Raw genomic sequence first — 20709 nt, 5'->3', positions numbered from 1 at the left:
CTTGTGACGGGCGCGGTGCAGTGCCATATCGTGGAGGGTATGCCGCCCTGCGGCCCCGTTGCCTGGAGATGCCCGTGACCCCCGCCAACCCCCTGCTCGATTTTTCCGGCCTGCCCGGTTTCGATGCGATCCAGCCCGAACACGTCGGTCCGGCCATCGATACGCTGCTGGCGCAGGCCGAAGCGGCGGTGAAGGCGGCCGAAACGGTACAGCCGGTGACCTGGACCACCTTCGTGGACCCGCTGGACGATGCCACCGAACGCCTGTGGCGTGCCTGGGGCCAGGTCGGCCACCTGCAGGCGGTGGTCAACACCCCGGCGCTGCGCGAGGCCTACAACAGCAACCTGCCCAAGGTTACCCGGTTCGGCAGCGCGCTCGGCCAGAACCTGGCGTTGTTCGAGCAGTACCGCGCGCTGGTGGCGGCTCCGGAAGCGGCGCAGTACGACCCGGCGCGGCGCAAGGTGCTGGACAATGCCCTGCGCGATTTCCGCCTCGGCGGCGCCGAGCTGGATGAGGCCGGCAAGGCCCGCTACAGCGCGATCCGTGAGGAGCTGTCTGCGCTGTCGGCCACGTTCTCGCAGAACGTGCTCGACGCTACCGACGAGTGGTCGCTGCACGTGGAGGACCGTGCCGAGCTGGCCGGGGTACCGGAGGATGTGATCGCCGCGGCGCGCGCTGCGGCTGAAAAAGACGGCCTGTCCGGCTGGAAGCTGACCCTGCAGATGCCCTGCTACCTGCCGGTGCAGACCTACGCCGAACACCGTCCACTGCGCGAGGCGCTGTACCGCGCCAACGCGCTGCGTGCCTCGGAATTCGGCGACGCCAAGCTCGACAACAGCGCGAACATCGATCACATCCTCGCACTGCGCGCGGAACTGGCGGCGCTGCTGGGCTTCAGCAGCTATGCCGAATATTCCATCGCCACCAAGATGGCCGACGACGCGCCGCAGGTGCTGGGCTTCCTTCGCGACCTCGCCGCACGCGCCAAACCCTATGCGCAGCGCGATCGTGCCGAGCTGGAAGCGTTCGCGCGCGATGAGCTGGGCCTGCCGGCACTGGAGGCGTGGGACCTGTCGTTCGCTGCCGAGAAGCTGAAGCAGGCGCGCTACAGCTACTCCGAGCAGGAAGTGAAGCAGTACTTCACCGAGCCGAAGGTGCTGGCCGGGCTGTTCGATGTCATCCACGGCCTGTACGGCCTGAGCGTGCAGCCGGACCAGGCGCCGGTGTGGCACCCGGACGTGCGTTTCTTCCGCGTGGTCGACGCGCAGGGCGCGCTGGTCGGTCAGTTCTACCTGGACCTGTACGCGCGCGAAGGCAAGCGCGGCGGTGCGTGGATGGACGACTGCCGCAACCGCCGCGACACCGCACAGGGCGTGCAGACGCCGCTGGTGTACCTGGTGTGCAACTTCGGCAAGGGCGCGGACGGCAAGGCGTCGACCTTCAGCCACGACGAAGTGACTACCCTGTTCCATGAAATGGGGCACGGCCTGCACCAGCTGCTGACCCGCATCGGCGAGCTGGGCGTGGCCGGCATCAACGGCGTGGAATGGGACGCGGTGGAGCTGCCCAGCCAGTTCATGGAGAACTTCTGCTGGGAGTGGGACCGCGTGCAGCAGATGACCGCGCACGTGGACACTGGCGAACCGCTGCCGCGCGCGCTGTTCGACCGGATGCTGGCCGCGCGCAATTTCCAGAGCGGCATGTTCACCGTGCGCCAGCTGGAGTTCGCGCTGTTCGACATGCAGCTGCACAGCAGCTTCGATCCCGCGCAGGACAGCGTGCTGCAACTGCTCGAACGCGTGCGCGATGAAGTGGCGGTCAACCGCCCGCCGGAATGGAATCGCTTCCCGCACCAGTTCAGCCATATTTTCGCCGGTGGCTATGCGGCGGGTTATTACAGCTACAAGTGGGCTGAGGTGTTGAGCGCGGATGCGTACGCGGCGTTTGAGGAAGCGCCGGGGCAGGTTGCGGAAACCGGCAAGCGCTTCCGCGACGAAGTGCTGTCGCGGGGTGGCAGTCGCAGCGCGGCGGAGAACTTCGCCGCATTCCGTGGGCGTGCGCCGAGCGTGGATGCGCTGCTCCGCCACAACGGCATGAACGGTTGATTCACTCCGCGTAGATCATCGTGCGGGTCATGCCGCCGTCGACGATGTGGTCCTGGCCGGTGATGAAACCGGCCGCATCCGATAAAAGGAACACCGACAGCGCACCGATGTCTTCGGGCTGGCCGACGCGGCCCACCGCATGCTGCGCATGGTCGCGCCGCGACAGTTTCGGGGTGCGTCGTCGCGCCGGGGCCTGCCAGGCGTCGGTGGTGATCCAGCCCGGGCTGATGCTGTTGACCCGCACCTGCGGGCCGGCGCTGATCGCCAGCGCATGGGTGAATGCCACCAGCCCGCCCTTCGCGGCGGCGTAGGCCTCGCTGTCCGCTTCGGACTGCCATGCGCGGGTAGAGGCGATATTGATGATCGCACCGCCCTGCGCCTGCAACGCAGGCAGGGCGTGCTTGCTGCACAGGAAGGCGCCGTGCAGGCTGGACAGGCGGCGCTGCCATTCGGCCAGCGTCATCTTCGCCAACGGCGTGCCATGTGCGCTGGCGATGCCGGCGTTATTGACCAGGCCGTCGATGCGGCCAAACCGCTTCTGCGTGGCCTTCACCAAAGCCTGCACGCTGCGCTCGCTGGCCACGTCCGCGCGCTGGAACGCGGCGCGTTCGGGCAGGGCCCATTCCTTCAGGCAGGCACGGCCAGCATCGGCATCCAGGTCGGCGATCATCACGCTGCCGCCGGCGCCCAGCACCGCCTGCGCGATGCCGCGGCCCACGCCCTGCGCGCCACCGGTCACGATCACCACGCGGTCGCGCAGCGGTTGCGCCGGCCAGTCGGTGATGGCCGGCGTCAGTGGCACGGCGGGGTGTCCTTGCGGCCGAGCAGGCGGGTCCAGCCTTCGATGCCCAGCTTGTCCAGGGTTTCGATGTTGCGCTCGACGATCACGTCCGGGTCCGGGAACGCGGCCACCGCACGCTCCACGCTGTCTTCGCGCAGCAGGTGCAGGGTCGGGTAGGGCGACCGGTTGGTGTAGTTGCTCACATCATCCGGCGCGGCACCGGCGAACTGGTACTGCGGGTGGAAGCTGGCCACCTGCAGGATGCCCTGCAGGTCCAGCGTTTCGATCGCCGCGTCGGCGTTGTCGAGGAAGTCGTTGTAGTCCAGGAAGTCGGTCAGCACGTCCGGATGGATGATCAGCGTGGTGTCGATCTGCTCGGCCGGCGTGTCGCGCAGCAGCAGCAGTTCCTCGGCCAGCTGCTCGACCAGCGCCTCGGGCGTGGTCGCGTCGCTCAGCACGAAGCGCACCTGGTCCTTCACGTACACCGCCTTGGCGAACGGGCACAGGTTCAGCCCGATCACGATCTGCTCCAGCCACTTGCGGGTGTCGGCGATCGGGTCGGGGGCGTCGGTGCCGTCGAAGGCGGGGGTGTCGTTCATGCCGGGATCAATCGCGGAAGTTGTCGAACTGCAGCGGGATGTCGAACTTTTCCTTCTTCAGCAGGGCAATCGCATCCTGCAGGTCGTCGCGCTTCTTGCCGGTCACGCGCAGCTTGTCGCCGTTGATCTGGCTTTCGACCTTGAGCTTGGCTTCCTTGATCTTCGCCGCGATCTTCTTGGCCTCTTTCTGCTCGATGCCCTGCTTCACCTTGACGTCCTGGCGCGCGCCGCCCAGGTTGGTGAGGATGTCGCCGAATTCCAGGCAGCTGGCGTCGATCTTGCGGGCGGTCAGGCGCTGGCGCAGGATCACCGTCATCTGCTCGAGCTGGAACTCGCTCGGGGCCGTCTGCTTGATCACGCTGTCTTCCAGCACGAACTTGGCGTCCACGCCCTTGAAGTCGAAGCGGGTGGACAGCTCGCGGTTGGCCTGGTCGACCGCGTTGGTCAGTTCGTGGATGTCGACTTCGGAAACGACGTCAAAAGAGGGCATGGGGAATCTCCTGCAGGTTAGACCCCCATTCTAACCAACCACGCATGCACGTCCCGGCACGGGCGGCGATAATGGGGCATGACCACCGAACGCACCCCCACCCGCGCCGTCGCCTGGATGCTGCTGGCCGTGGCCTGCTTTTCGCTGATGGACGCCGGCATGAAGCAGCTCTCCTCCAGCTACCCCACCCTGCAGGTCACCTTCCTGCGCGGCGCCGCCTCGCTGCCGTTCGTGCTGGTCTGGGTACTGGCCACGGCCGGCCCGCGCTCGCTGATCCCGGTACGCTGGGGCCTGCACCTGCTGCGCGGCCTGCTCGGCATGGCGATGATCGGCTGCTTCGTGTTCGCCCTGCGCAGCCTGCCGCTGTCGACTGCCTACACCATCTATTTCGTGGCCCCGCTGCTGATCGCGGCGCTGTCGGTGCCGTTGCTGGGCGAGCAGGTCGGGCCGCGCCGCTGGATCGCGATCGGCATCGGCCTGGTCGGGGTGCTGGTGGTGTTGCGCCCCGGGGTGGGCGGGTTCATCTCCATTCCCGGGCTGATGGTGCTGCTGGCCGCCACCGCCTACGCCATTGCCGCGATCACGGTCAGCATGCTGACCCGCACCGACACCCCGCAGTCGATGGTGGTGTGGTTCCTGGTGATCCTGGCGCTGGGCGCCGGCTTGCTGGCGATCCCGGACTGGCAGCCGCTGCAACTGGGCCACGCCGGCCTGATCGCGGGCATGGGACTGGCCGGGGCCGGGGGGCAGGTCGCCCTGACCCGCGCCTTCCAGCTGGGCGAGGCCTCGCTGATCGCGCCGCTGGAATACACCGGGCTGGTCTGGGTGATCGGCTGGGACCTGCTGTTCTGGGGCGTGCTGCCCGACAACTGGACCTGGCTGGGCGCCGGGATCATCGTCGCCTCGGGCCTGTACCTGCTGCACCGCGAGCGGGTCCGGAAGGTGACCCCGCCGCAGCCGCTGGACCACCCCTGAGGCCCGCCGGGCGGGCGATGACGCCGCCTTATAAACAAACGGAATATGATTCGCTTCCGCCGCACGGGCCAGGGCCGTCCCGCGCTGGTAGGCTGCACGCCCCCTCCCGTCGATGCCCCGGTTGACCGCGAAGTGATCGAGTTCCAGCGCCTGCACAAATCCTATGCCGTCGGCGGCCGCGCGATCGCCGCGCTGCAGCCGCTGGACCTGACCATCGAGGCCGGCGAAGTGTTCGGCATCATCGGCCATTCCGGTGCGGGCAAATCGACCCTGATCCGGTTGATCAACCGGCTCGAGGAACCAACCGGCGGGCGCCTGCTGATCAACGGCGAGGACGTCACCGCGCTGGACAGCGACGGCCTGCGCGCGCTGCGCCGGAAGATCGGCATGATCTTCCAGCACTTCAACCTGCTGTCCTCGCGCACGGTGGCGGCCAACGTGGCCTTCCCGCTGGAGCTGGCCGGCACCCCGCGCGCCGAGATCGACGCGCGGGTCACCGAGCTGCTGCACACGGTGGGCCTGGAGGCGCATGCCAACAAGTACCCGGCGCAGCTGTCCGGCGGCCAGAAGCAGCGCGTGGGCATTGCCCGTGCGCTGGCCACGCGCCCGCAGATCCTGCTCTGCGACGAGGCCACCAGCGCGCTGGACCCGCAGACCACCGCCTCGGTGCTGAAGCTGCTGGGCCGGATCAACCGCGAACTGGGCCTGACCATCGTGCTGATCACCCACGAAATGGACGTGATCCGCCGCGTCTGCGACCGCGTGGCCGTGCTCGACGCCGGCCACCTGGTGGAAACCGGCCCGGTCACCGAGGTTTTCCTGCACCCGCAGCACCCGACCACGCGCCGCTTCGTCAACGAGTCCGAACAGGTCGACGAAGGCGAGCTGCACAAGGACTTCGAGGCCGTGGCCGGGCGCATCGTGCGCCTGACCTTCCTCGGTACCGACACCTATGAGCCGGTGCTGGGGCGGATCGCCCGCGAGACCGGCGTGGACTACAACATCCTGTCCGGACGCATCGACCGCATCAAGGACACCCCGTATGGCCAGCTGACCGTGTCGCTGGTGGGCGGCGACGTGCAGGCCGCGCAGGCCGGCTTTGTCGCCGCCGGCGTCCACCTGGAGGAGCTGCGCCGATGATCCTGGCTACCGCAGGCGGTTTCTTCCGCCATCTCGACGCTGCCAAGTGGGCCGACATCGGCCAGGCCACCATCGACACCCTGTTGATGCTGGCCGGCTCGCTGCCGTTGACCCTGGCCATCGGCCTGCCGCTGGGCGTGCTGCTGTTCCTGACCGGTTCGCCGCAGCTGCGCCGCAAGCCGGTGCTGTATGGCGGGCTGGCGCTGCTGGTCAACCTGCTGCGCTCGGTGCCTTTCATCATCCTGATGATCGTGCTGATTCCGATCACGCTGTGGATGATGGGCACCTCGCTGGGCGTGCGCGGCGCGATCGTGCCGCTGGTGATCGGCGCGGCCCCGTTCTACGCGCGCCTGGTGGAAACCGCGCTGCGTGAAGTGGACCGCGGCGTGATCGAAGCCAGCCAGGCGATGGGCGCCACCACCTGGCAGCTGGTCAGCCGGGTGCTGCTGCCCGAAGCGCGACCCGGCCTGATCGCCGGGGCCACGGTGACCGTGATCGCCCTGATCGGCTTCACCGCCATGGGCGGCGCGATCGGCTCCGGCGGCCTGGGCGACCTGGCCTTCCGCGACGGCTACCAGCGCTCCCACACCGACGTGGCGCTGGTCACCGTGGTGCTGCTGCTGGTACTCGTGCAGCTGCTGCAGATGCTCGGCGACTGGCTGGTGGGGCGGTATTCGCGGAAGTGATGCGGCGGGCGCCGATGTGAACGGTCGGCCAATCCCCGGTAGAGCCACGCCCTGCGTGGCTGCACCTCGGCATCACCGTACGTTCGGAACCTCGTAGCCCAAACGGTCCACCTGCTCGCGGTGCTGCGGCACGCGCTTGAGCTTGTCGGTGTTGACCCCGTACTCGTCGCGCAGGCGGGTGGCCAGTTCCTTGTACAGGTCCTTGTCCATGTCCGGCTTGCGCGCGAAGATCCAGGCCATTTCGCGGCCCGGGTAGCCCAGCATCGCCCACGAATAGTCCGGCGCGACTTCGAGCACGCGGGTATGGGTGGGGACGACCTTGTAGAACCAGGTGCGCCAGTTGTGGTTGCCGCTGTCCTCGTCCACCGAGGCGCGCACCGTGATCTGCTGCAGCGGCTCGGAGAAGCCGTCGCGGAACGTATAGGTGATGGAGACCTTCTGGTCGCCGCGCAGGCTGTACTGGTTGACGCTGGCCACGTGGCCGCGCTCCACCGGGTTCGGCACGCGGCCGATCACATACCAGGTGCCCATGAACCGCTGCAGGTCGATCGGGGCGCTGGCCCCGGTGCTGACCGACGGCGCAGGCGTGGGCTTGCTGTCGCCGAATGCACAGGCGGACAGCAGCGACAGCGTCGACAGCAGCAGGACAACGCGAAGCGGGCGGTTCAGGGACATGCGATGGAAGGCTCCAGTGGCTGCAGGGGCATGGTGGGTGGGACGACGAAGAACGTCAATGGTGAAACCATCGAAGGTCGCAGCCTGTGAGATGGGGGCAGGGCAAGGTGACGCATCACTTTCGCACGGAGTCGTGTCATGCCCCTGTCGTCTTCGCGTCGTTCCCGGCCTTCACAGTCCCGCGCGGCCCTGTCGGAAGCGCCCCATCCCGATGTGCTTCGCTGGGTCCGGCAGGTGGCCCTTGCCGGCGTCGCGCTGGTGCTGGTCTGGCCTGCCGCGCGCGGCCACAGCGAATGGCTGGGCTGGTTGCCGATGTGGCTGGTCGCGATGCCGTGCCTGGCCTGGTGGAGTCTGTACCGGTTCCGCCTGCCGGCTGCAGTGCGGAACCGGCAGGCCCAGCGCCGGCGCGGGCCGCAGGCGCGCCGCCGGGTCCGCGTGCAGCCGCGCCGGGCGCGCCCTGACCTTCGACAGGGGGGAGCCGGGCAGGCCGTGTGATAGCGTCGGGGGGATATGACCGCCTGGAGCCGCAATGTCCCGACTCGCTTCCGCCTGCCTGATGGCAGGCCTGTTCTCAGCTGGAATGGCCGGAACCGCCATGGCTGCTGAGACCCCCGCCGATCCCTACGCGTGGCTTGAAGATGTCACCGGCGACAAGTCCCTGGACTGGGTCAAGCAGCAGAATGCCAAGTCCGAAGGCCGCCTGGCCCAGACCCCGGCCTTCAAGCAGATGGAAGCCAGCATCCGCGAGGTGCTTGATTCGGACGCCAAGATTCCCGGCGTGCAGAAGATCGGCGACTACTACTACAACTTCTGGAAGGACAAGCAGCACGAGCGCGGCGTGTGGCGCCGCACCACGCTGGACGAGTACCGCAAGGCCGCGCCGACGTGGGAAACCGTGCTCGACCTGGATGCGCTGAACAAGGCCGAAGGCGAGAACTGGGTGTGGCACGGCGCCGACTGCCTGCGTCCGGATTATTCGCGCTGCCTGATCGCGCTGTCGCGCGGCGGTGCCGACGCCGACGTCACCCGCGAGTTCGACCTGGCCAACAAAAGCTGGATCGAGGACGGCTTCTTCCGCCCCGAATCCAAGGGCGGGCTGGGCTGGATCGACCGCGACACCGTGTTCGTCTATACCGATTTCGGCAAGGACAGCATGACCACCTCCGGCTACCCGCGCGTGGCCAAGCTGTGGAAGCGCGGCACGCCGCTGTCGGCCGCCAGCGTGGTGTATGAAGGCAAGCCCGATGACATGTACATCGCGGCCATGCACGACGACACTCCCGGCTACGAGCGCAACCTGGTCAGCCGCACGCTCGCTTTCTACAACAACGAGCTCTACCTGCGTGCCGACGATGGCACGCTCACGAAGATCGACGCGCCGAACTCCGCCGAGAAGGGCCTGCGCAAACAGTGGTTGACCCTGGAACTGCGCGACCCGTGGACCGTGGGCGGCAAGACCTACGCCGCTGGTTCGCTGCTGGTGACCAAGCTGGATGATTTCATCGCCGGCAAGCGCGATTTCGAGGTGCTGTTCGCGCCGACCGAAACCACTTCGCTGGCCGGTTCGAGCTGGACGAAGAACCACCTGGTGCTGAACGTGCTCGACGACGTCAAGAGCCGCCTGCAGGTGCTGACCCCGACCGCCAAGGGCTGGGAGAAGAGCGATTTCGTGGGCGCACCGTCGTTCGGTACGGTCGCGGTCGGCGCAGTCGACGCTGACGACAGCGACGCGGTGTGGATGACCGTGACCGACTACCTGACCCCGACCACGCTGGCCCTGGCCGAGATCGGCAAGCAGCCGGAAGTGCTCAAGACCATGCCGGCGTTCTTCGATGCCGAAGGCAAGGTGATCGAGCAGCACTTCGCCACCAGCAAGGACGGCACCCGCGTGCCGTACTTCGTGGTGCACGCCAAGGACATGAAGCTGGACGGCTCCAACCCGACCCTGCTGTACGGGTATGGTGGCTTCGAGATCTCGCTGACCCCGTCCTATTCCGGCGGCATGGGTCGCGCCTGGCTGGAGAAGGGCGGTGTGTATGTGGTCGCCAACATCCGCGGCGGTGGCGAATACGGCCCGCGCTGGCACCAGGCGGCGCTGAAGCAGAACCGCCACAAGGCGTATGAAGACATGGCTGCGGTCGCGCGCGACCTGGTCAGCCGCAGGATCACCTCGCCGAAGCACCTGGGCGTGCAGGGCGGCAGCAACGGCGGCCTGCTCACCGGCAACATGCTCACCCAGTACCCGGAGCTGTTCGGGGCCGTGGTGGTGCAGGTGCCGCTGCTGGACATGAAGCGCTACAGCCACCTGCTGGCCGGCGCCTCCTGGATGGCCGAATACGGCAACCCGGACACCGCCGACTGGGAGTACATTCAGACCTTCTCGCCGTACCATCTGTTCGACCCGGCCAAGGACTACCCGCCGGTGCTGTTCACCACCTCGACCCGCGACGACCGCGTCCACCCGGGCCACGCGCGCAAGATGGCGGCGAAGATGATCGAGGCAGGCAAGGACGTGACCTACTACGAGAACATCGAAGGCGGGCACGGCGGCGCGGCCAACAATGCGCAGGCCGCGCACATGTCGGCGCTGGCCTATGCGTTCCTGTGGGAACGCCTGAAGTAACCGATCCGGGTGGTGGGGCGTCTGGTTGGCTCCACCCTTTTTCAACGCCGCGCAGCACTGCGCGGCGTTTTTTTTACCGCCAGGTTTCCAGCCCGCGCCGGATCCGCGCCACCGCTTCCTGCAGCCGCGGAATCTCCTGCGTGTACGCCAGCCGGACGTGCTGGTTGGCGCGGTAGTGGCCGAAATCCAGCCCGGGCGTAAACGCCACGTGCTCGGTTTCCAGGAAGTGCGCGCAGAACGCCTGGGCGTCGTCGGTAAAGCCGCTTACGTCGCAGTAAAGATAGAACGCCCCTTCGGGCTCGACCTCGATCCGGAAGCCCAGCTCGCGCAGGGCCGGCAGCAGGTAGTCGCGGCGGGCCTGGAAGGCATGCCGGCGCTGCTCGAAGATGGCCAGGGTGTCCGGCTCGAAGCAGGCCAGCGCCGCGTGCTGGGCAATGCTGGAGGCGCTGATGTACAGGTTCTGCGCCAGCTTCTCCAGTTCGGGTACGGCCTGCGGCGGTGCCACCAGCCAGCCCAGGCGCCATCCGGTCATGCCGAAGTACTTGGAGAAGCTGTTCAACACGAAGGCGTCGTCGTCCACCTGCAGCACGCTGGGCGCGTCCATCCCGTAGGTCAGGCCGTGGTAGATCTCGTCCACCACCAGGTGCCCGCCACGCGCCTTCAATGACTGCGACAACGCCGACAGCGCATCCGCAGGCAGCACCGTGCCGGTCGGATTGGCCGGCGAGGCCACCAGCGCGCCCACGCTGGCCGCATTCCAGTGCGCGTCCACCAGCGCCGGGGTCAGCTGGTAGGCGGTCTGCGGACCGACCGGGACCAGCTGCGCGGCGCCTTCCACCAGGCGCAGGAAATGCCGGTTGCACGGGTAGCCGGGGTCGGCCAGCAGCCAGTGCCGGTCCGGGTCGACCAGCAGGCTGCTGGCCAGCAGCAGCGCGCCCGAACCACCCGGGGTGACCAGGATCCGCTCGGGGTCCAGGTCCAGGTTGTAGCGCGTGCCGTAATACCCGGCGATGGCCGCGCGCAGCGCCGGCAAGCCACGCGCCGCGGTGTAGCGGGTGTGCCCGGCGGCCAGCGCGGCCTGGCCGGCGCGCACGATCGGGTCGGCGGTGGTGAAGTCCGGTTCGCCGATCTCCAGGTGGATCACGTCGAAGCCCTGCTGCTCCAGCGCCTGTGCGCGGGCCAGCAGGGACATCACGTGGAAGGGGGCGATGTCCTGGCTGCGGCGGCTGTAGCCGGCCGTGGGGGTGGGGGTGCTCATGCGCCCCATGATAGGCGAGCGCCCACGGGCTAGACTGCGCCACCACCATTGCATTCGCGGGCAAGGAGCCTTATTTCGTGAATCCCACCGTCTCTTTCCTGGTTGCCAGCCTGATGACCGCTTCCGTGCATGCCGCCCCCGCGCTGACCCCACCCGACGCCGAGAAGCATCCGCACACGGTGACCACGCCGTTTGGCGCCACCCGCAACGACGACTACTACTGGCTGCGCGACGACAAGCGCGAAGCGCCGGCGATGCTGGCCTACCTGAATGCGGAAAACGCCTATACCGACCAGGTGATGGCGCCGCTGAAGCCGCTGCAGGACACGCTGTACAAGGAGATCGTCGGCCGGATCAAGCAGGACGACGCCAGCGTGCCGGCGCGTGAGCGCGGCTACTGGTATTACACCCGCTTCGAGACCGGCAAGGATTATCCGATCCAGGCGCGCCGCAAGGGCAGCATGGAGGCACCGGAAGAGATCCTGCTGGATATCAACCAGATGGCCGCCGGCAAGGGCTATTTCAGCGTCGACGATGCCGAGGTCAGCCAGGACAACCAGCTGCTGGCCTGGGCCGAGGATGAGGTGGGTCGTCGCCAGTACGTGATCCGCTTCAAGGACCTGCGTACCGGCGAGGTGCTGCCCGACCGCATCGAGAACGTCTCGGCGAACGTGGTCTGGGCCGACGACAACCGCACCCTGTTCTACGTGGAGAACGACCCGGAAACGCTGCTCACGGTGCGGGTGAAGAAGCACGTGCTGGGCACCCCGGTCAGCAGCGACGTGCTCGTCTACGAAGAAGAGGACGACAGCTTCTACATGGGCGTGGGCCGCACCCGCGACGACCGTTTCATCACCATCGACCTGCACAGTACGGTGAGCTCGGAAAGCCGCTACGCACCGGCCGCCAACCCGCAGGCGTTCACCGTGCTGGCCCCGCGTGCGCGCGACGTCGAATACGACGCCGACCACTTCGATGGGCGCTGGGTGATCCGCACCAACGACGCCGGCGCGAAGAACTTCAAGATCGTCACCGCGCCGACCGACGCCACCGCGCGCAGCCAGTGGAAGGACTGGGTCGCGCACGACGACAGCGTGCTGGTCGAAGGCTTCGAGCTTTTCGATGGGTTCACTGCGATTGCCGAACGGTCCAACGCGCTGGAACGCGTGCGCCTGCTGTTCGCCGATGGCCGCCAGGACTACGTCAAGGCCGACGAACCGGCCTACTCGATGGGCCTGGCTGCCAACCCGGAAGCGGACACGCCGTGGCTGCGCTACGCCTATACCTCGCTGACCACGCCGGCCACCACCTTCGAGCTCAACACCGTCACCGGCGAGCGTCGCCAGCTCAAGCAGCAGCCGGTGATCGGGTACGACCCGTCGCAGTACACCACCGAGCGGGTCTGGGTGACCGCGCGCGACGGCGCCAAGGTGCCGGTGTCGCTGGTCTACCGAAACGGGTTCAGGAAGGACGGCAGCGCCGCGCTGTACCAGTACGCCTACGGCAGCTACGGCATGTCGATGGACCCGGGCTTCAACCAGACCGTGGTCAGCCTGCTCGACCGTGGCGTGGTGTATGCCATCGCGCACATCCGTGGCGGCGAGGAAATGGGCCGCGCCTGGTACGACGACGGCAAGCTGCTGAACAAGCAGAACACCTTCAACGACTTCGTTGATGTCACCCGCGAGCTGGTCCGCCAGGGCTATGCGGCCAAGGACCGCGTGGCGGCTTCCGGCGGCAGCGCCGGCGGCCTGCTGATGGGGGCGGTGGCCAACCAGGCTCCGCAGGACTATCGGGTGATGGTGGCGCAGGTGCCGTTCGTCGACGTGGTCACCACCATGCTCGACCCGACCATCCCGCTGACCACCAACGAGTACGACGAGTGGGGCAACCCGGAGCAGCGCGAGTACTACGACTACATGCTGCGCTACTCGCCGTACGACAACGTCACCCGCCAGGCTTACCCGTCGCTGTTCGTCGGTACCGGCCTGTGGGACTCGCAGGTGCAGTACTGGGAGCCGGCCAAGTGGGTGGCGCGCCTGCGCGATGACAACACCGGCACGGCGCCGATCGTGTTCCGCACGAACATGGAAGCCGGCCACGGCGGCAAGTCGGGCCGCTTCCAGCGCTATCGCGAACTGGCCGAGTCCTACGCGTTCGTGCTCGAACAGCTGGGCGTGGACACCACCCCGTAACGCCACTAGCCCCTATACTCGAACCATGAGCACTAATCGCATCCTGATTCCGTTGGCAGCGCTGGCGCTGCTGTCCCTTTCGGCCTGTGGCAACAAGGGCCCGCTGGTGATGCCGCAGAAGCCGGTGCCGGTGGAAGAGCAGGTGGTCGAACCGGCCGCTGATGCCGAGGCCACCGACGCCACCAACGATCCACAGGTGGTGCCCGATCCGGTCGACCCGCAGCTCGGCACCGACACCGACACCGACGACGACGGGAATGAGTAAGGCCGCTGCTCCCGCGCTGCGCTTCAGCAAGATGCACGGCGCCGGCAATGATTTCGTCGTGCTCGACCTGCGTGACGGTACGCCCGCACCGACCCCGGCGCTGGCTGCCCGGCTGGCCGACCGCCACACCGGCGTCGGCTGCGACCAGATCCTGACCATCGAACCGCCGCGCGCCGAAGGCTCGGTCGCGGCCTACCGGATCTGGAACTCGGACGGTTCGCAGTCCGAGCAGTGCGGCAATGGCGCGCGCTGCGTGGCCGCCTGGCTGGTTCGCGACGGCGCCGCGCAGGGCGAACGTTTCAACATCGACAGCCCGCTGGCCACGCACGCCATCGAGCGCATCGGCAGCGACCAGTACGCCGTGGCGATGGGCGTGCCGCGCTTCGAACCGGAGCAGGTGCCGCTGCTGGGCTTTGCCCGCGCGCGTCCGGAGTACGTGCTGCCGCTGCAGGGCGATGCCGTCCGCTTTGGCGCGGTGTCCATGGGCAACCCGCATGCGGTGATCGAAGTCGGCCTGGTCGACGCGGCACCGGTGGAGCGGCTGGGCCCGCTGCTGCAGCAGCACGCGAGCTTTCCGCAGTCGGTCAATGTCGGCTTCGTGCAGGTCATCGACCCGCAGCAGGCACGCCTGCGCGTGTTCGAGCGCGGCGTCGGCGAAACCCTGGCCTGCGGCAGCGGTGCCTGCGCCGCCGCCGTGGTGATGATGCAGCGCGGCCGCCTGCAGCGCGACGCCACCGTGTCGCTGCCGGGCGGCGACCTGCGCCTGCGCTGGCCCAGCGACGACGCCGAAGTGGTGATGTCCGGCCCCGCCGCATTCGTCTTCGAAGGGGAGTGGAACGCATGAGCGAGACCGTCGAGAAGATCGGGGCGCATGAAGTCGCCGCCTGGTTGCGCCGCCACCCGGCGTTCCTGAAGCAGTTCCCGGACCTGGCGCTGACCCTCGTGGTGCCGCGCGATGACGGCCCCACCGCGTCGCTGGCCAGCTACCAGCTGGAAGTGCTGCGCGACAAGAACCGCGAACTGTCGCGGCGGCTGGCCGACCTGGCCGCCAACGCGCAGGTCAATGAACGCCTGGCCGTGCGCACCCACCAGCTCACCCTGGCGCTGATGAAGCAGGACAATGCGGCCGACACCCTGCGGGCGATGGCCGCGTCGCTGGAAGAGGATTTCGCCGGCGACCTGGTCCGCCTGGTGGTGCTGCAGCCGGTGCCGGGGCTGGAACAGGCGCCGTGGCTGCAGGTGATCGAGGAAGGCAGCCCGCTGCTGGCCTCGTTCCGCGACTGCCTGAAGGACGGCGAGCCGATCTGTGGCCGCCTGCAGCCGGAGAAGAACACCGTGCTGTACGGCGGGCGGGTCGACGAAGTGCAGTCCAGCGCCTTGCTGCCACTGCCCGGCGTGGGCCTGATCGCGGTCGGCAGCCATGACGGCAACCGCTTCTACCCGGGCATGGGGACGCTGTTCCTGCGCATGATGGGCGAAGCCTTGGCCGTGGCGCTCAAGCGGTTCGACCCGGCCTGAGCCCCAGCCGGCGAGCGACTGCATGAACGCTGTCCAGGACTTCCTCGCCTACCTGCAGGTGGAGCGCCGCGCGTCGGCGCACACGCTGGACGCCTACCGGCGCGACCTGGACGCGCTCGGCAGCTGGGCGACCCAGCAGGATGCGAGCGCCGAAGCCCTCGACGGTCCGCAGCTGCGTCGGTTCATCGCCGACGAACACCGCCGCGGACTGGCGCCGAAGTCGCTGCAGCGCCGGTTGTCGGCCTGCCGCAGCTTCTATGCGTGGCTGCTCAAGCACCAGCGCATCGCCGCAAGCCCGGCCGCCGGGCTGAAGGCGCCGAAGGCGCCGCGCAAACTGCCGCAGGTGCTCGACGCGGACGAGGCGGTGCGGCTGGTGGAACTTCCCACGGACGCGCCGCTGGGCTTGCGCGACCGCGCGCTGCTGGAATTGTTCTACTCGTCCGGCCTGCGCCTGAGCGAGCTGTGCGCGTTGATCTGGCGTGACCTGGATTTCGCCACCGGCCTGGTCAACGTGCTCGGCAAGGGCAACCGGCAGCGCCGCGTGCCGTTCGGTTCGCACGCGCGCGACGCGCTGCTGGGCTGGCGCGACGAGAGCGGTGGCAGCGAGGCGCAACCGGTGTTCCCAGGACGCAAGGGCGGACCGATCACCCAGCGCGCCGTGCAGATCCGGATCCGCCAGCTGGCCCAGCGCCAGGGACTGTTCAAGCACGTGCACCCGCACATGCTGCGGCACAGTTTCGCCAGCCACATCCTGGAGTCCTCCGGCGACCTGCGCGGCGTGCAGGAACTGCTCGGCCACGCCGACATCGCCACCACCCAGATCTACACCCACCTGGACTTCCAGCACCTGGCCAAGGTGTATGACGCCGCGCATCCCCGCGCCAAGCGGCGCAAGGACCCGGGTGAGGGCACGCCGCCGGGCGGCTGAATGCGGGGCGGTCGCTTCGGCTTGATCTGGATCAATGCGGGGGCCGTGGGCGGGGCGCATCGTGAGGGCTCAGGAGGAGTCCAGGATGGCCAGACCTTTTCCGTTGAACCCGAAACACCCCGAGCGTCTCTGCTGGGGCTGCGATCTTTACTGCGCGGCAGAGCAGCTGAAATGCGGCAATGGCTCCGGGCGTACGCTGCATCCGGCCGAGACCCAGGGGGAAGACTGGTACGTGGCGTGGGGGCTGGAGCCCGATCCGGAGCGGCCGTCGCACGTCAAGCGCTGAACGGCAGCTTCATGCGCAGGCTTGATGGCAGCGGCGGGCGGCCCCATGTCCCTCGAACAGCTACCGGAGGCACCATGGATCCCAGTCAGAACCCCACCGTATTTCATGCCACCACCATCGTCTGCGTGCGTCGCGGCGAGCACGTGGCGATCGCCGGCGACGGCCAGGTCACGCTGGGCCACACCGTGATGAAGGGCAACGCGCGCAAGGTGCGCCGACTGGGACGCGACGGCCAGGTGCTGGCCGGTTTCGCCGGCGCAGCGGCTGACGCCTTCACCCTGTTCGAACTGTTCGAAGCCAAGCTCGAAAAGCACGGCCAGCTGACCCGCGCTGCCGTGGAGCTGGCCAAGGATTGGCGCACCGAGCGCCGCCTCGGCAAGCTCGAAGCGCTGCTGGCCGTGGCCGACAAGGAAACCTCGCTGATCATCAGCGGCACCGGCGACGTGATCGAGCCGGAAGACGGCATCATCGCGATCGGTTCCGGCGGTTCCTACGCCTTGTCCGCCGCGCGCGCCTTGATGGCGCACACCGAACTGGACGCACGCACCATTGCCAGCGAAGCGATCAACATCGCCGGCGACATCTGCATCTACACCAACCGCAACGTCGTGGTTGAGGAGCTGTAACGCGCCGCGTTACAGCTCGTAGTGCCACGCCCTGCGTGGCAGCGGTGCCGGACCAGCCACGCAGGGCGTGGCTCTACCTCACCGTTACGTTGCCTTTCGACATCGCGACAGCCCTACCCAATTTCATGTGAGCACACCCATGCCCCACAAGATCGAAGTGTCCTCCGCCACCATGACCCCGCGCGAGATCGTGCAGGAGCTGGACCGGCATATCGTCGGCCAGCACGACGCCAAGCGCGCGGTGGCCATCGCGCTGCGGAACCGCTGGCGCCGCATGCAGCTGGTGCCGGAGCTGCGCAATGAAGTCATGCCCAAGAACATCCTGATGATCGGTCCGACCGGCGTCGGCAAGACCGAGATCGCGCGTCGCCTGGCCACCCTGGCCAACGCCCCGTTCGTGAAGGTCGAAGCCACCCGCTTCACCGAGGTGGGTTACGTCGGCAAGGACGTCGAACAGATCATCCGCGACCTGGCCGACACCGCCGTCAAGCTCTACCGCGAACAGGCCAAGGTGCGCGTACGCACCCAGGCCGAAGAGCGCGCCGAAGACCGCATCCTCGACGCGCTGCTGCCGCGCCGCGCCGGCGGCATCGGTTTCGACCCCGAAGCCGCGCGCAACGAGCCGTCCGCGCAGGACAATGAAACCCGCATCAAGTTCCGTCGCATGCTGCGCAACGGCGAACTGGACGAGCGCGAGATCGAACTCGACATCTCGGCCAACGTCAGCCTGGACATCATGACCCCGCCGGGCATGGAAGAAATGGGCCAGCAGCTGAAGTCGATGTTCGCCAACCTTGGTGGCGGCGCCAAGGCGCAGAAGCGCACCTTGACCATCAAGGCCGCGCGCCCGCTGCTGGTGGAAGAAGAAGCCGGCAAGCTGGTCAACGAAGACGACATCCGCACCGCCGCGATCGAAGCCTGCGAACAGCACGGCATCGTGTTCATCGACGAAATCGACAAGGTCGCCAAGCGCGGCGACAACGTCGGCGGTGGCGACGTCTCCCGCGAAGGCGTGCAGCGCGACCTGCTGCCGCTGGTGGAAGGCTCCAACGTCTCGACCAAGTACGGCACGATCAAGACCGACCACATCCTGTTCATCGCCTCGGGCGCGTTCCACCTGGCCAAGCCCAGCGACCTGATCCCCGAACTGCAGGGTCGTTTCCCGATCCGGGTCGAACTGGGCGCGCTGAGCAAGGACGACTTCGTACGCATCCTGACCGAGCCCAAGGCCGCGCTGACCAAGCAGTACGAAGCCCTGCTGCAGACCGAAGGCGTGGCCGTCACCTTCACCGCAGACGCGGTCGACCGCCTCGCCGAGATCGCCTTCCAGGTCAACGAACGCCAGGAAAACATCGGTGCCCGTCGCCTGCACACCGTGCTGGAACGCCTGCTCGACTCGCTCAGCTACGAAGCCCCGGACCGCGACGGCGAAACCATCGCCATCGACAAGGCCTACGTGGACAAGCACCTGGGTGAACTGGTCAAGGATCCGGATCTGAGCCGTTACATCCTGTAACCAGGTTCGGCGTTGTGGAGCCGGGCAGGGCCCGGCTCTACCAGCTATGCCTCGTCGTCCGTCGGCAACGCCTCGGGCGGCGAGCCCGGTTCGAATACGCCGGGCACCACGAACGCACTGAAGATCGCGTCCAGCGTCTGCCGGCCGTCGCGCTGCAGCTCGAACAGTTCCGGCTCCAGCATCGCGCTGTACAGCACCCCGGTCAGGCTCGTGCTGATGATGCGCGCCACCGTGTCCACGTCCACGCCCTCGCGCAACTGACCCAGTTCGCGCGCGCGCTGCATCGCCGCGCCGATGATCGCCAGCTCCTCGCGCGACATCTCGCGCTGCATCTCCTGCATCGCCTGGCTTTCCACCGACAGATCGTTGCGCAGCATGATCTCCAGCATGTTGCGCAGGCGCTCGTCCTCTGAAATTTCCTGGAACGACACCAGCAGCGCCGACCGCAGGTCGCGCACCGGCGTCGTGCGCTTGGACGACGCCGTACGCCGCAGGCGCTCGATGAACGGGATGCGCTCGCGGTCGATCATCGCCGTGAGCACCTCCGACTTGTTCTTGAAGTGCCAGTACACCGCGCCCCGGGTATAGCCCGCGCGCTCGCCGATCATCGCCAGGCTGGTCCCGGCGACCCCGAATTCGTGGAAGCAGACCTGGGCCGCGTCGAGGATCCCCTCGCGCGTCGCCTGGGCCGCTTCTTTGGTTTTTCTGGCCATTGCGCTCTGTGCACGTGCTGGATGAAACCGGCCTGAATTGTACCCGTTTACAAACAAACATGCATGTATGTATATTTACGCCCCACTGATCCTCGGTGAGGACCGCGCGTAGCTACGAGAGCGGTTTTCCCAGCCCTCTTTCTGTTTGCCGCGAGCCCCCACCATGTCTCCAACCCCGTATCGCTTCCTCGCCCTGTCCCTGGCGATCGCCCTGACCCTGTCCGCCTGCGGCGGCAGTGAACAGGAAGGCCAGCAGGGCGGTCCCGGCCAGGTCACCGTCGCCACCCTCAAGGCCGAACAGGTCGGCCTGACCCGCGAACTGCCCGGCCGCACCAATGCCTTCCTGGTCGCCGAAGTGCGCCCGCAGGTCAGTGGCATCGTCGCCAAGCGCCTGTTCACCGAGGGCGGCCTGGTCACCGCCGGCCAGCCGCTGTACCAGGTCGACGACGCCAGCTACCGCGCCGAGGCCAACAGCGCCCGCGCCCAGCTTGCGCGCGCCGAAGCCACCGCCAATGCCGCACGCCTGAGCGCCAAGCGCATCACCGAACTGGCCAAGGTCGACGCGGTCAGCCAGCAGGACCTCGAAAACGCCGTCGCCGCGCAGAAGCAGGCCGAAGCCGATGTCGGTGCCGCCAAGGCCGCGCTCGACGCCGCCAATGTCACCCTCGGCTTTGCCCGCATCACCGCTCCGATCAGCGGCCGCATCGGCAAGTCCTCGGTCACCCAGGGCGCGCTGGTCAGCGCCGGCCAGGCCGACGCCCTGGCCACCGTGCAGCAGCTCGACCCGATCTATGTGGACCTGACCCAGTCCGCCAGCGAACTGCTGCAGCTGCGCCGCGAACTGGCCAGCGGCCGCCTGCAGGACAACCAGAGCCTGCCGGTGACCATCCTGCTCGACGACGGCACCCCGTTCGAGCACAAGGGCAGCCTGGAATTCTCCGAAGTCAGCGTGGACCCCAGCACCGGCAGCTACGCGCTGCGGGTCAAGGTCGCCAACCCCGACCAGGTGCTGATGCCCGGCATGTACGTGCGCGCCCAGGTCGGCAGCGGCGTGCGCGAAAGCGCCCTGCTGGTGCCGATGCAGGGCATCGCCCGCGACGCCAAGGGCGAGACCAGCGCCATGGTGGTCGGCAAGGACAACAAGGTCGAAGTGCGACCGGTCAAGGTCAGCCGCGCCCTGGGCAGCAAGTGGCTGGTCGAAGACGGCCTGAAGGCCGGCGACAAGGTCATCGTCGAAGGCCTGCAGAAGATCCAGCCGGGCATGCCCGTGCAGGCCACTGAAATGGGCGCCGCCCCCGCAGCCCCGGCGGCTGCGGCCGGCAAGCAGTAA

21 protein-coding genes are annotated in these 20709 nt (G+C 67.8%); 15 read left to right on the top strand and 6 right to left on the bottom strand.

Translation table 11 applies throughout. From position 1 onward, the window contains the following. Positions 1–68: 68 nt before the first annotated feature. Positions 69–2105, top strand: a complete 2037-nt coding sequence (locus HGB51_RS08150) for a M3 family metallopeptidase (RefSeq protein WP_070208015.1) — start codon at positions 69–71, stop codon at positions 2103–2105. A gap of 1 nt (position 2106) precedes the next feature. On the opposite strand, the gene HGB51_RS08145 is transcribed toward HGB51_RS08150, so the two are convergent. From HGB51_RS08145 to HGB51_RS08135, 3 genes are read right to left on the bottom strand one after another with little or no spacing between them, the layout of a single operon-like run. Continuing rightward, entirely contained in the window at positions 2107–2907 is an 801-nt protein-coding gene (locus HGB51_RS08145) for an SDR family oxidoreductase (RefSeq protein ID WP_070208014.1), read from the bottom strand. Beyond that, entirely contained in the window at positions 2898–3485 is a 588-nt protein-coding gene (locus tag HGB51_RS08140; protein ID WP_070208013.1) for a DUF1415 domain-containing protein, read from the bottom strand. Before HGB51_RS08140 ends, HGB51_RS08145 begins: the two co-directional genes overlap by 10 nt. Positions 3486–3492: 7 nt before the next feature. After that, the gene (locus HGB51_RS08135) at positions 3493–3975 is read right to left on the bottom strand and encodes a YajQ family cyclic di-GMP-binding protein (protein WP_070208012.1); all 483 of its coding nucleotides are present in this window, start codon (positions 3973–3975) and stop codon (positions 3493–3495) included. A gap of 78 nt (positions 3976–4053) precedes the next feature. On the opposite strand from HGB51_RS08135, the gene HGB51_RS08130 reads away from it, so the two are divergent. The 3 genes from HGB51_RS08130 to HGB51_RS08120 all read left to right on the top strand — a co-directional run bounded on the left by HGB51_RS08130 (position 4054) and on the right by HGB51_RS08120 (position 6776). Next, a complete protein-coding gene (locus HGB51_RS08130; protein WP_070208011.1) occupies positions 4054–4950 on the top strand; it encodes a DMT family transporter in 897 nt (298 codons plus the stop codon). 132 nt (positions 4951–5082) lie between these two features. Then, positions 5083–6090 carry a methionine ABC transporter ATP-binding protein gene (locus HGB51_RS08125; protein ID WP_070208029.1) on the top strand — a complete coding sequence of 336 codons (1008 nt, stop codon included), beginning with the start codon at positions 5083–5085 and terminating at the stop codon, positions 6088–6090. After that, a complete protein-coding gene (locus tag HGB51_RS08120) occupies positions 6087–6776 on the top strand; it encodes a methionine ABC transporter permease (RefSeq protein ID WP_070208010.1) in 690 nt (229 codons plus the stop codon). Before HGB51_RS08125 ends, HGB51_RS08120 begins: the two co-directional genes overlap by 4 nt. Before the next feature lie 72 nt (positions 6777–6848). On the opposite strand, the gene HGB51_RS08115 is transcribed toward HGB51_RS08120, so the two are convergent. After that, positions 6849–7451, bottom strand: a complete 603-nt coding sequence (locus HGB51_RS08115) for a lipocalin family protein (RefSeq protein WP_070208009.1) — start codon at positions 7449–7451, stop codon at positions 6849–6851. 138 nt (positions 7452–7589) lie between these two features. Here HGB51_RS08115 and HGB51_RS08110 point away from each other — a divergent pair, with 138 nt between their 5' ends. Both HGB51_RS08110 and HGB51_RS08105 read left to right on the top strand, forming a co-directional pair. Continuing rightward, a complete protein-coding gene (locus HGB51_RS08110) occupies positions 7590–7946 on the top strand; it encodes a hypothetical protein (RefSeq protein ID WP_070208008.1) in 357 nt (118 codons plus the stop codon). A gap of 34 nt (positions 7947–7980) precedes the next feature. Then, complete coding sequence (locus HGB51_RS08105) at positions 7981–10074, top strand: prolyl oligopeptidase family serine peptidase (protein WP_070208007.1); 2094 nt, start codon at positions 7981–7983, stop codon at positions 10072–10074. A 73-nt stretch (positions 10075–10147) separates the two neighbouring features. Here HGB51_RS08105 and HGB51_RS08100 read toward each other — a convergent pair whose 3' ends face one another. Beyond that, positions 10148–11332 carry a pyridoxal phosphate-dependent aminotransferase gene (locus tag HGB51_RS08100; protein ID WP_171966781.1) on the bottom strand — a complete coding sequence of 395 codons (1185 nt, stop codon included), beginning with the start codon at positions 11330–11332 and terminating at the stop codon, positions 10148–10150. Between the two features lie 113 nt (positions 11333–11445). Between HGB51_RS08100 and HGB51_RS08095 the strand changes: the two genes are divergently transcribed. The 8 genes from HGB51_RS08095 to hslU all read left to right on the top strand — a co-directional run bounded on the left by HGB51_RS08095 (position 11446) and on the right by hslU (position 18666). Then, on the top strand, positions 11446–13527 hold the full coding sequence (locus HGB51_RS08095) for a S9 family peptidase (RefSeq protein WP_070208028.1): 2082 nt from the start codon (positions 11446–11448) through the stop codon (positions 13525–13527). A 25-nt stretch (positions 13528–13552) separates the two neighbouring features. Then, positions 13553–13792, top strand: coding sequence for an LPS translocon maturation chaperone LptM (gene lptM, locus HGB51_RS08090; RefSeq protein WP_070208005.1), 240 nt, complete (start codon positions 13553–13555; stop codon positions 13790–13792). Further along, complete coding sequence (dapF, locus tag HGB51_RS08085; protein ID WP_070208004.1) at positions 13785–14636, top strand: diaminopimelate epimerase; 852 nt, start codon at positions 13785–13787, stop codon at positions 14634–14636. Before lptM ends, dapF begins: the two co-directional genes overlap by 8 nt. Continuing rightward, positions 14633–15310: a DUF484 family protein gene (locus HGB51_RS08080; protein ID WP_070208003.1), complete on the top strand. Its 678-nt coding sequence runs from the start codon at positions 14633–14635 to the stop codon at positions 15308–15310. Before dapF ends, HGB51_RS08080 begins: the two co-directional genes overlap by 4 nt. Before the next feature lie 22 nt (positions 15311–15332). Then, a complete protein-coding gene (gene xerC / locus HGB51_RS08075; RefSeq protein WP_171966780.1) occupies positions 15333–16238 on the top strand; it encodes a tyrosine recombinase XerC in 906 nt (301 codons plus the stop codon). An 85-nt stretch (positions 16239–16323) separates the two neighbouring features. After that, positions 16324–16524 carry a DUF3079 domain-containing protein gene (locus tag HGB51_RS08070; RefSeq protein WP_070209156.1) on the top strand — a complete coding sequence of 67 codons (201 nt, stop codon included), beginning with the start codon at positions 16324–16326 and terminating at the stop codon, positions 16522–16524. Between the two features lie 74 nt (positions 16525–16598). After that, entirely contained in the window at positions 16599–17150 is a 552-nt protein-coding gene (gene hslV, locus HGB51_RS08065; protein ID WP_070209155.1) for an ATP-dependent protease subunit HslV, read from the top strand. A 139-nt stretch (positions 17151–17289) separates the two neighbouring features. Further along, a complete protein-coding gene (hslU, locus tag HGB51_RS08060) occupies positions 17290–18666 on the top strand; it encodes an ATP-dependent protease ATPase subunit HslU (protein WP_070209154.1) in 1377 nt (458 codons plus the stop codon). Between the two features lie 44 nt (positions 18667–18710). Here the strand turns inward: hslU and HGB51_RS08055 are convergent, their stop codons facing one another. Beyond that, entirely contained in the window at positions 18711–19379 is a 669-nt protein-coding gene (locus HGB51_RS08055; RefSeq protein WP_070209153.1) for a TetR family transcriptional regulator, read from the bottom strand. 163 nt (positions 19380–19542) lie between these two features. Here HGB51_RS08055 and smeD point away from each other — a divergent pair, with 163 nt between their 5' ends. Then, complete coding sequence (gene smeD, locus HGB51_RS08050) at positions 19543–20709, top strand: multidrug efflux RND transporter periplasmic adaptor subunit SmeD (RefSeq protein ID WP_070209152.1); 1167 nt, start codon at positions 19543–19545, stop codon at positions 20707–20709.

Origin of the sequence: Stenotrophomonas bentonitica (genome assembly GCF_013185915.1) — a bacterium.
GTDB classification, from domain to species: Bacteria; Pseudomonadota; Gammaproteobacteria; order Xanthomonadales; family Xanthomonadaceae; genus Stenotrophomonas; species Stenotrophomonas bentonitica.
The sequence above is the reverse complement of the archived record's forward strand: the minus strand, read 5'-3'. Positions and strand labels throughout refer to the sequence as shown.

Bases quoted from the DNA above. Each gene is read 5' to 3' on its own strand.
- HGB51_RS08055 (WP_070209153.1), bottom strand. From the start codon at position 19,379: ATGGCCAGAAAAACCAAAGAAGCGGCCCAGGCGACGCGCGAGGGGATC.
- dapF (WP_070208004.1), top strand. From the start codon at position 13,785: ATGAGTAAGGCCGCTGCTCCCGCGCTGCGCTTCAGCAAGATGCACGGC.
- hslU (WP_070209154.1), top strand. From the start codon at position 17,290: ATGCCCCACAAGATCGAAGTGTCCTCCGCCACCATGACCCCGCGCGAG.
- HGB51_RS08080 (WP_070208003.1), top strand. From the start codon at position 14,633: ATGAGCGAGACCGTCGAGAAGATCGGGGCGCATGAAGTCGCCGCCTGG.
- HGB51_RS08135 (WP_070208012.1), bottom strand. From the start codon at position 3,975: ATGCCCTCTTTTGACGTCGTTTCCGAAGTCGACATCCACGAACTGACC.
- HGB51_RS08120 (WP_070208010.1), top strand. From the start codon at position 6,087: ATGATCCTGGCTACCGCAGGCGGTTTCTTCCGCCATCTCGACGCTGCC.
- HGB51_RS08070 (WP_070209156.1), top strand. From the start codon at position 16,324: ATGGCCAGACCTTTTCCGTTGAACCCGAAACACCCCGAGCGTCTCTGC.
- HGB51_RS08150 (WP_070208015.1), top strand. From the start codon at position 69: ATGCCCGTGACCCCCGCCAACCCCCTGCTCGATTTTTCCGGCCTGCCC.
- HGB51_RS08110 (WP_070208008.1), top strand. From the start codon at position 7,590: ATGCCCCTGTCGTCTTCGCGTCGTTCCCGGCCTTCACAGTCCCGCGCG.
- smeD (WP_070209152.1), top strand. From the start codon at position 19,543: ATGTCTCCAACCCCGTATCGCTTCCTCGCCCTGTCCCTGGCGATCGCC.
- HGB51_RS08095 (WP_070208028.1), top strand. From the start codon at position 11,446: ATGACCGCTTCCGTGCATGCCGCCCCCGCGCTGACCCCACCCGACGCC.
- xerC (WP_171966780.1), top strand. From the start codon at position 15,333: ATGAACGCTGTCCAGGACTTCCTCGCCTACCTGCAGGTGGAGCGCCGC.
- HGB51_RS08130 (WP_070208011.1), top strand. From the start codon at position 4,054: ATGACCACCGAACGCACCCCCACCCGCGCCGTCGCCTGGATGCTGCTG.
- HGB51_RS08105 (WP_070208007.1), top strand. From the start codon at position 7,981: ATGTCCCGACTCGCTTCCGCCTGCCTGATGGCAGGCCTGTTCTCAGCT.
- lptM (WP_070208005.1), top strand. From the start codon at position 13,553: ATGAGCACTAATCGCATCCTGATTCCGTTGGCAGCGCTGGCGCTGCTG.
- HGB51_RS08115 (WP_070208009.1), bottom strand. From the start codon at position 7,451: ATGTCCCTGAACCGCCCGCTTCGCGTTGTCCTGCTGCTGTCGACGCTG.
- HGB51_RS08140 (WP_070208013.1), bottom strand. From the start codon at position 3,485: ATGAACGACACCCCCGCCTTCGACGGCACCGACGCCCCCGACCCGATC.
- HGB51_RS08100 (WP_171966781.1), bottom strand. From the start codon at position 11,332: ATGAGCACCCCCACCCCCACGGCCGGCTACAGCCGCCGCAGCCAGGAC.
- hslV (WP_070209155.1), top strand. From the start codon at position 16,599: ATGGATCCCAGTCAGAACCCCACCGTATTTCATGCCACCACCATCGTC.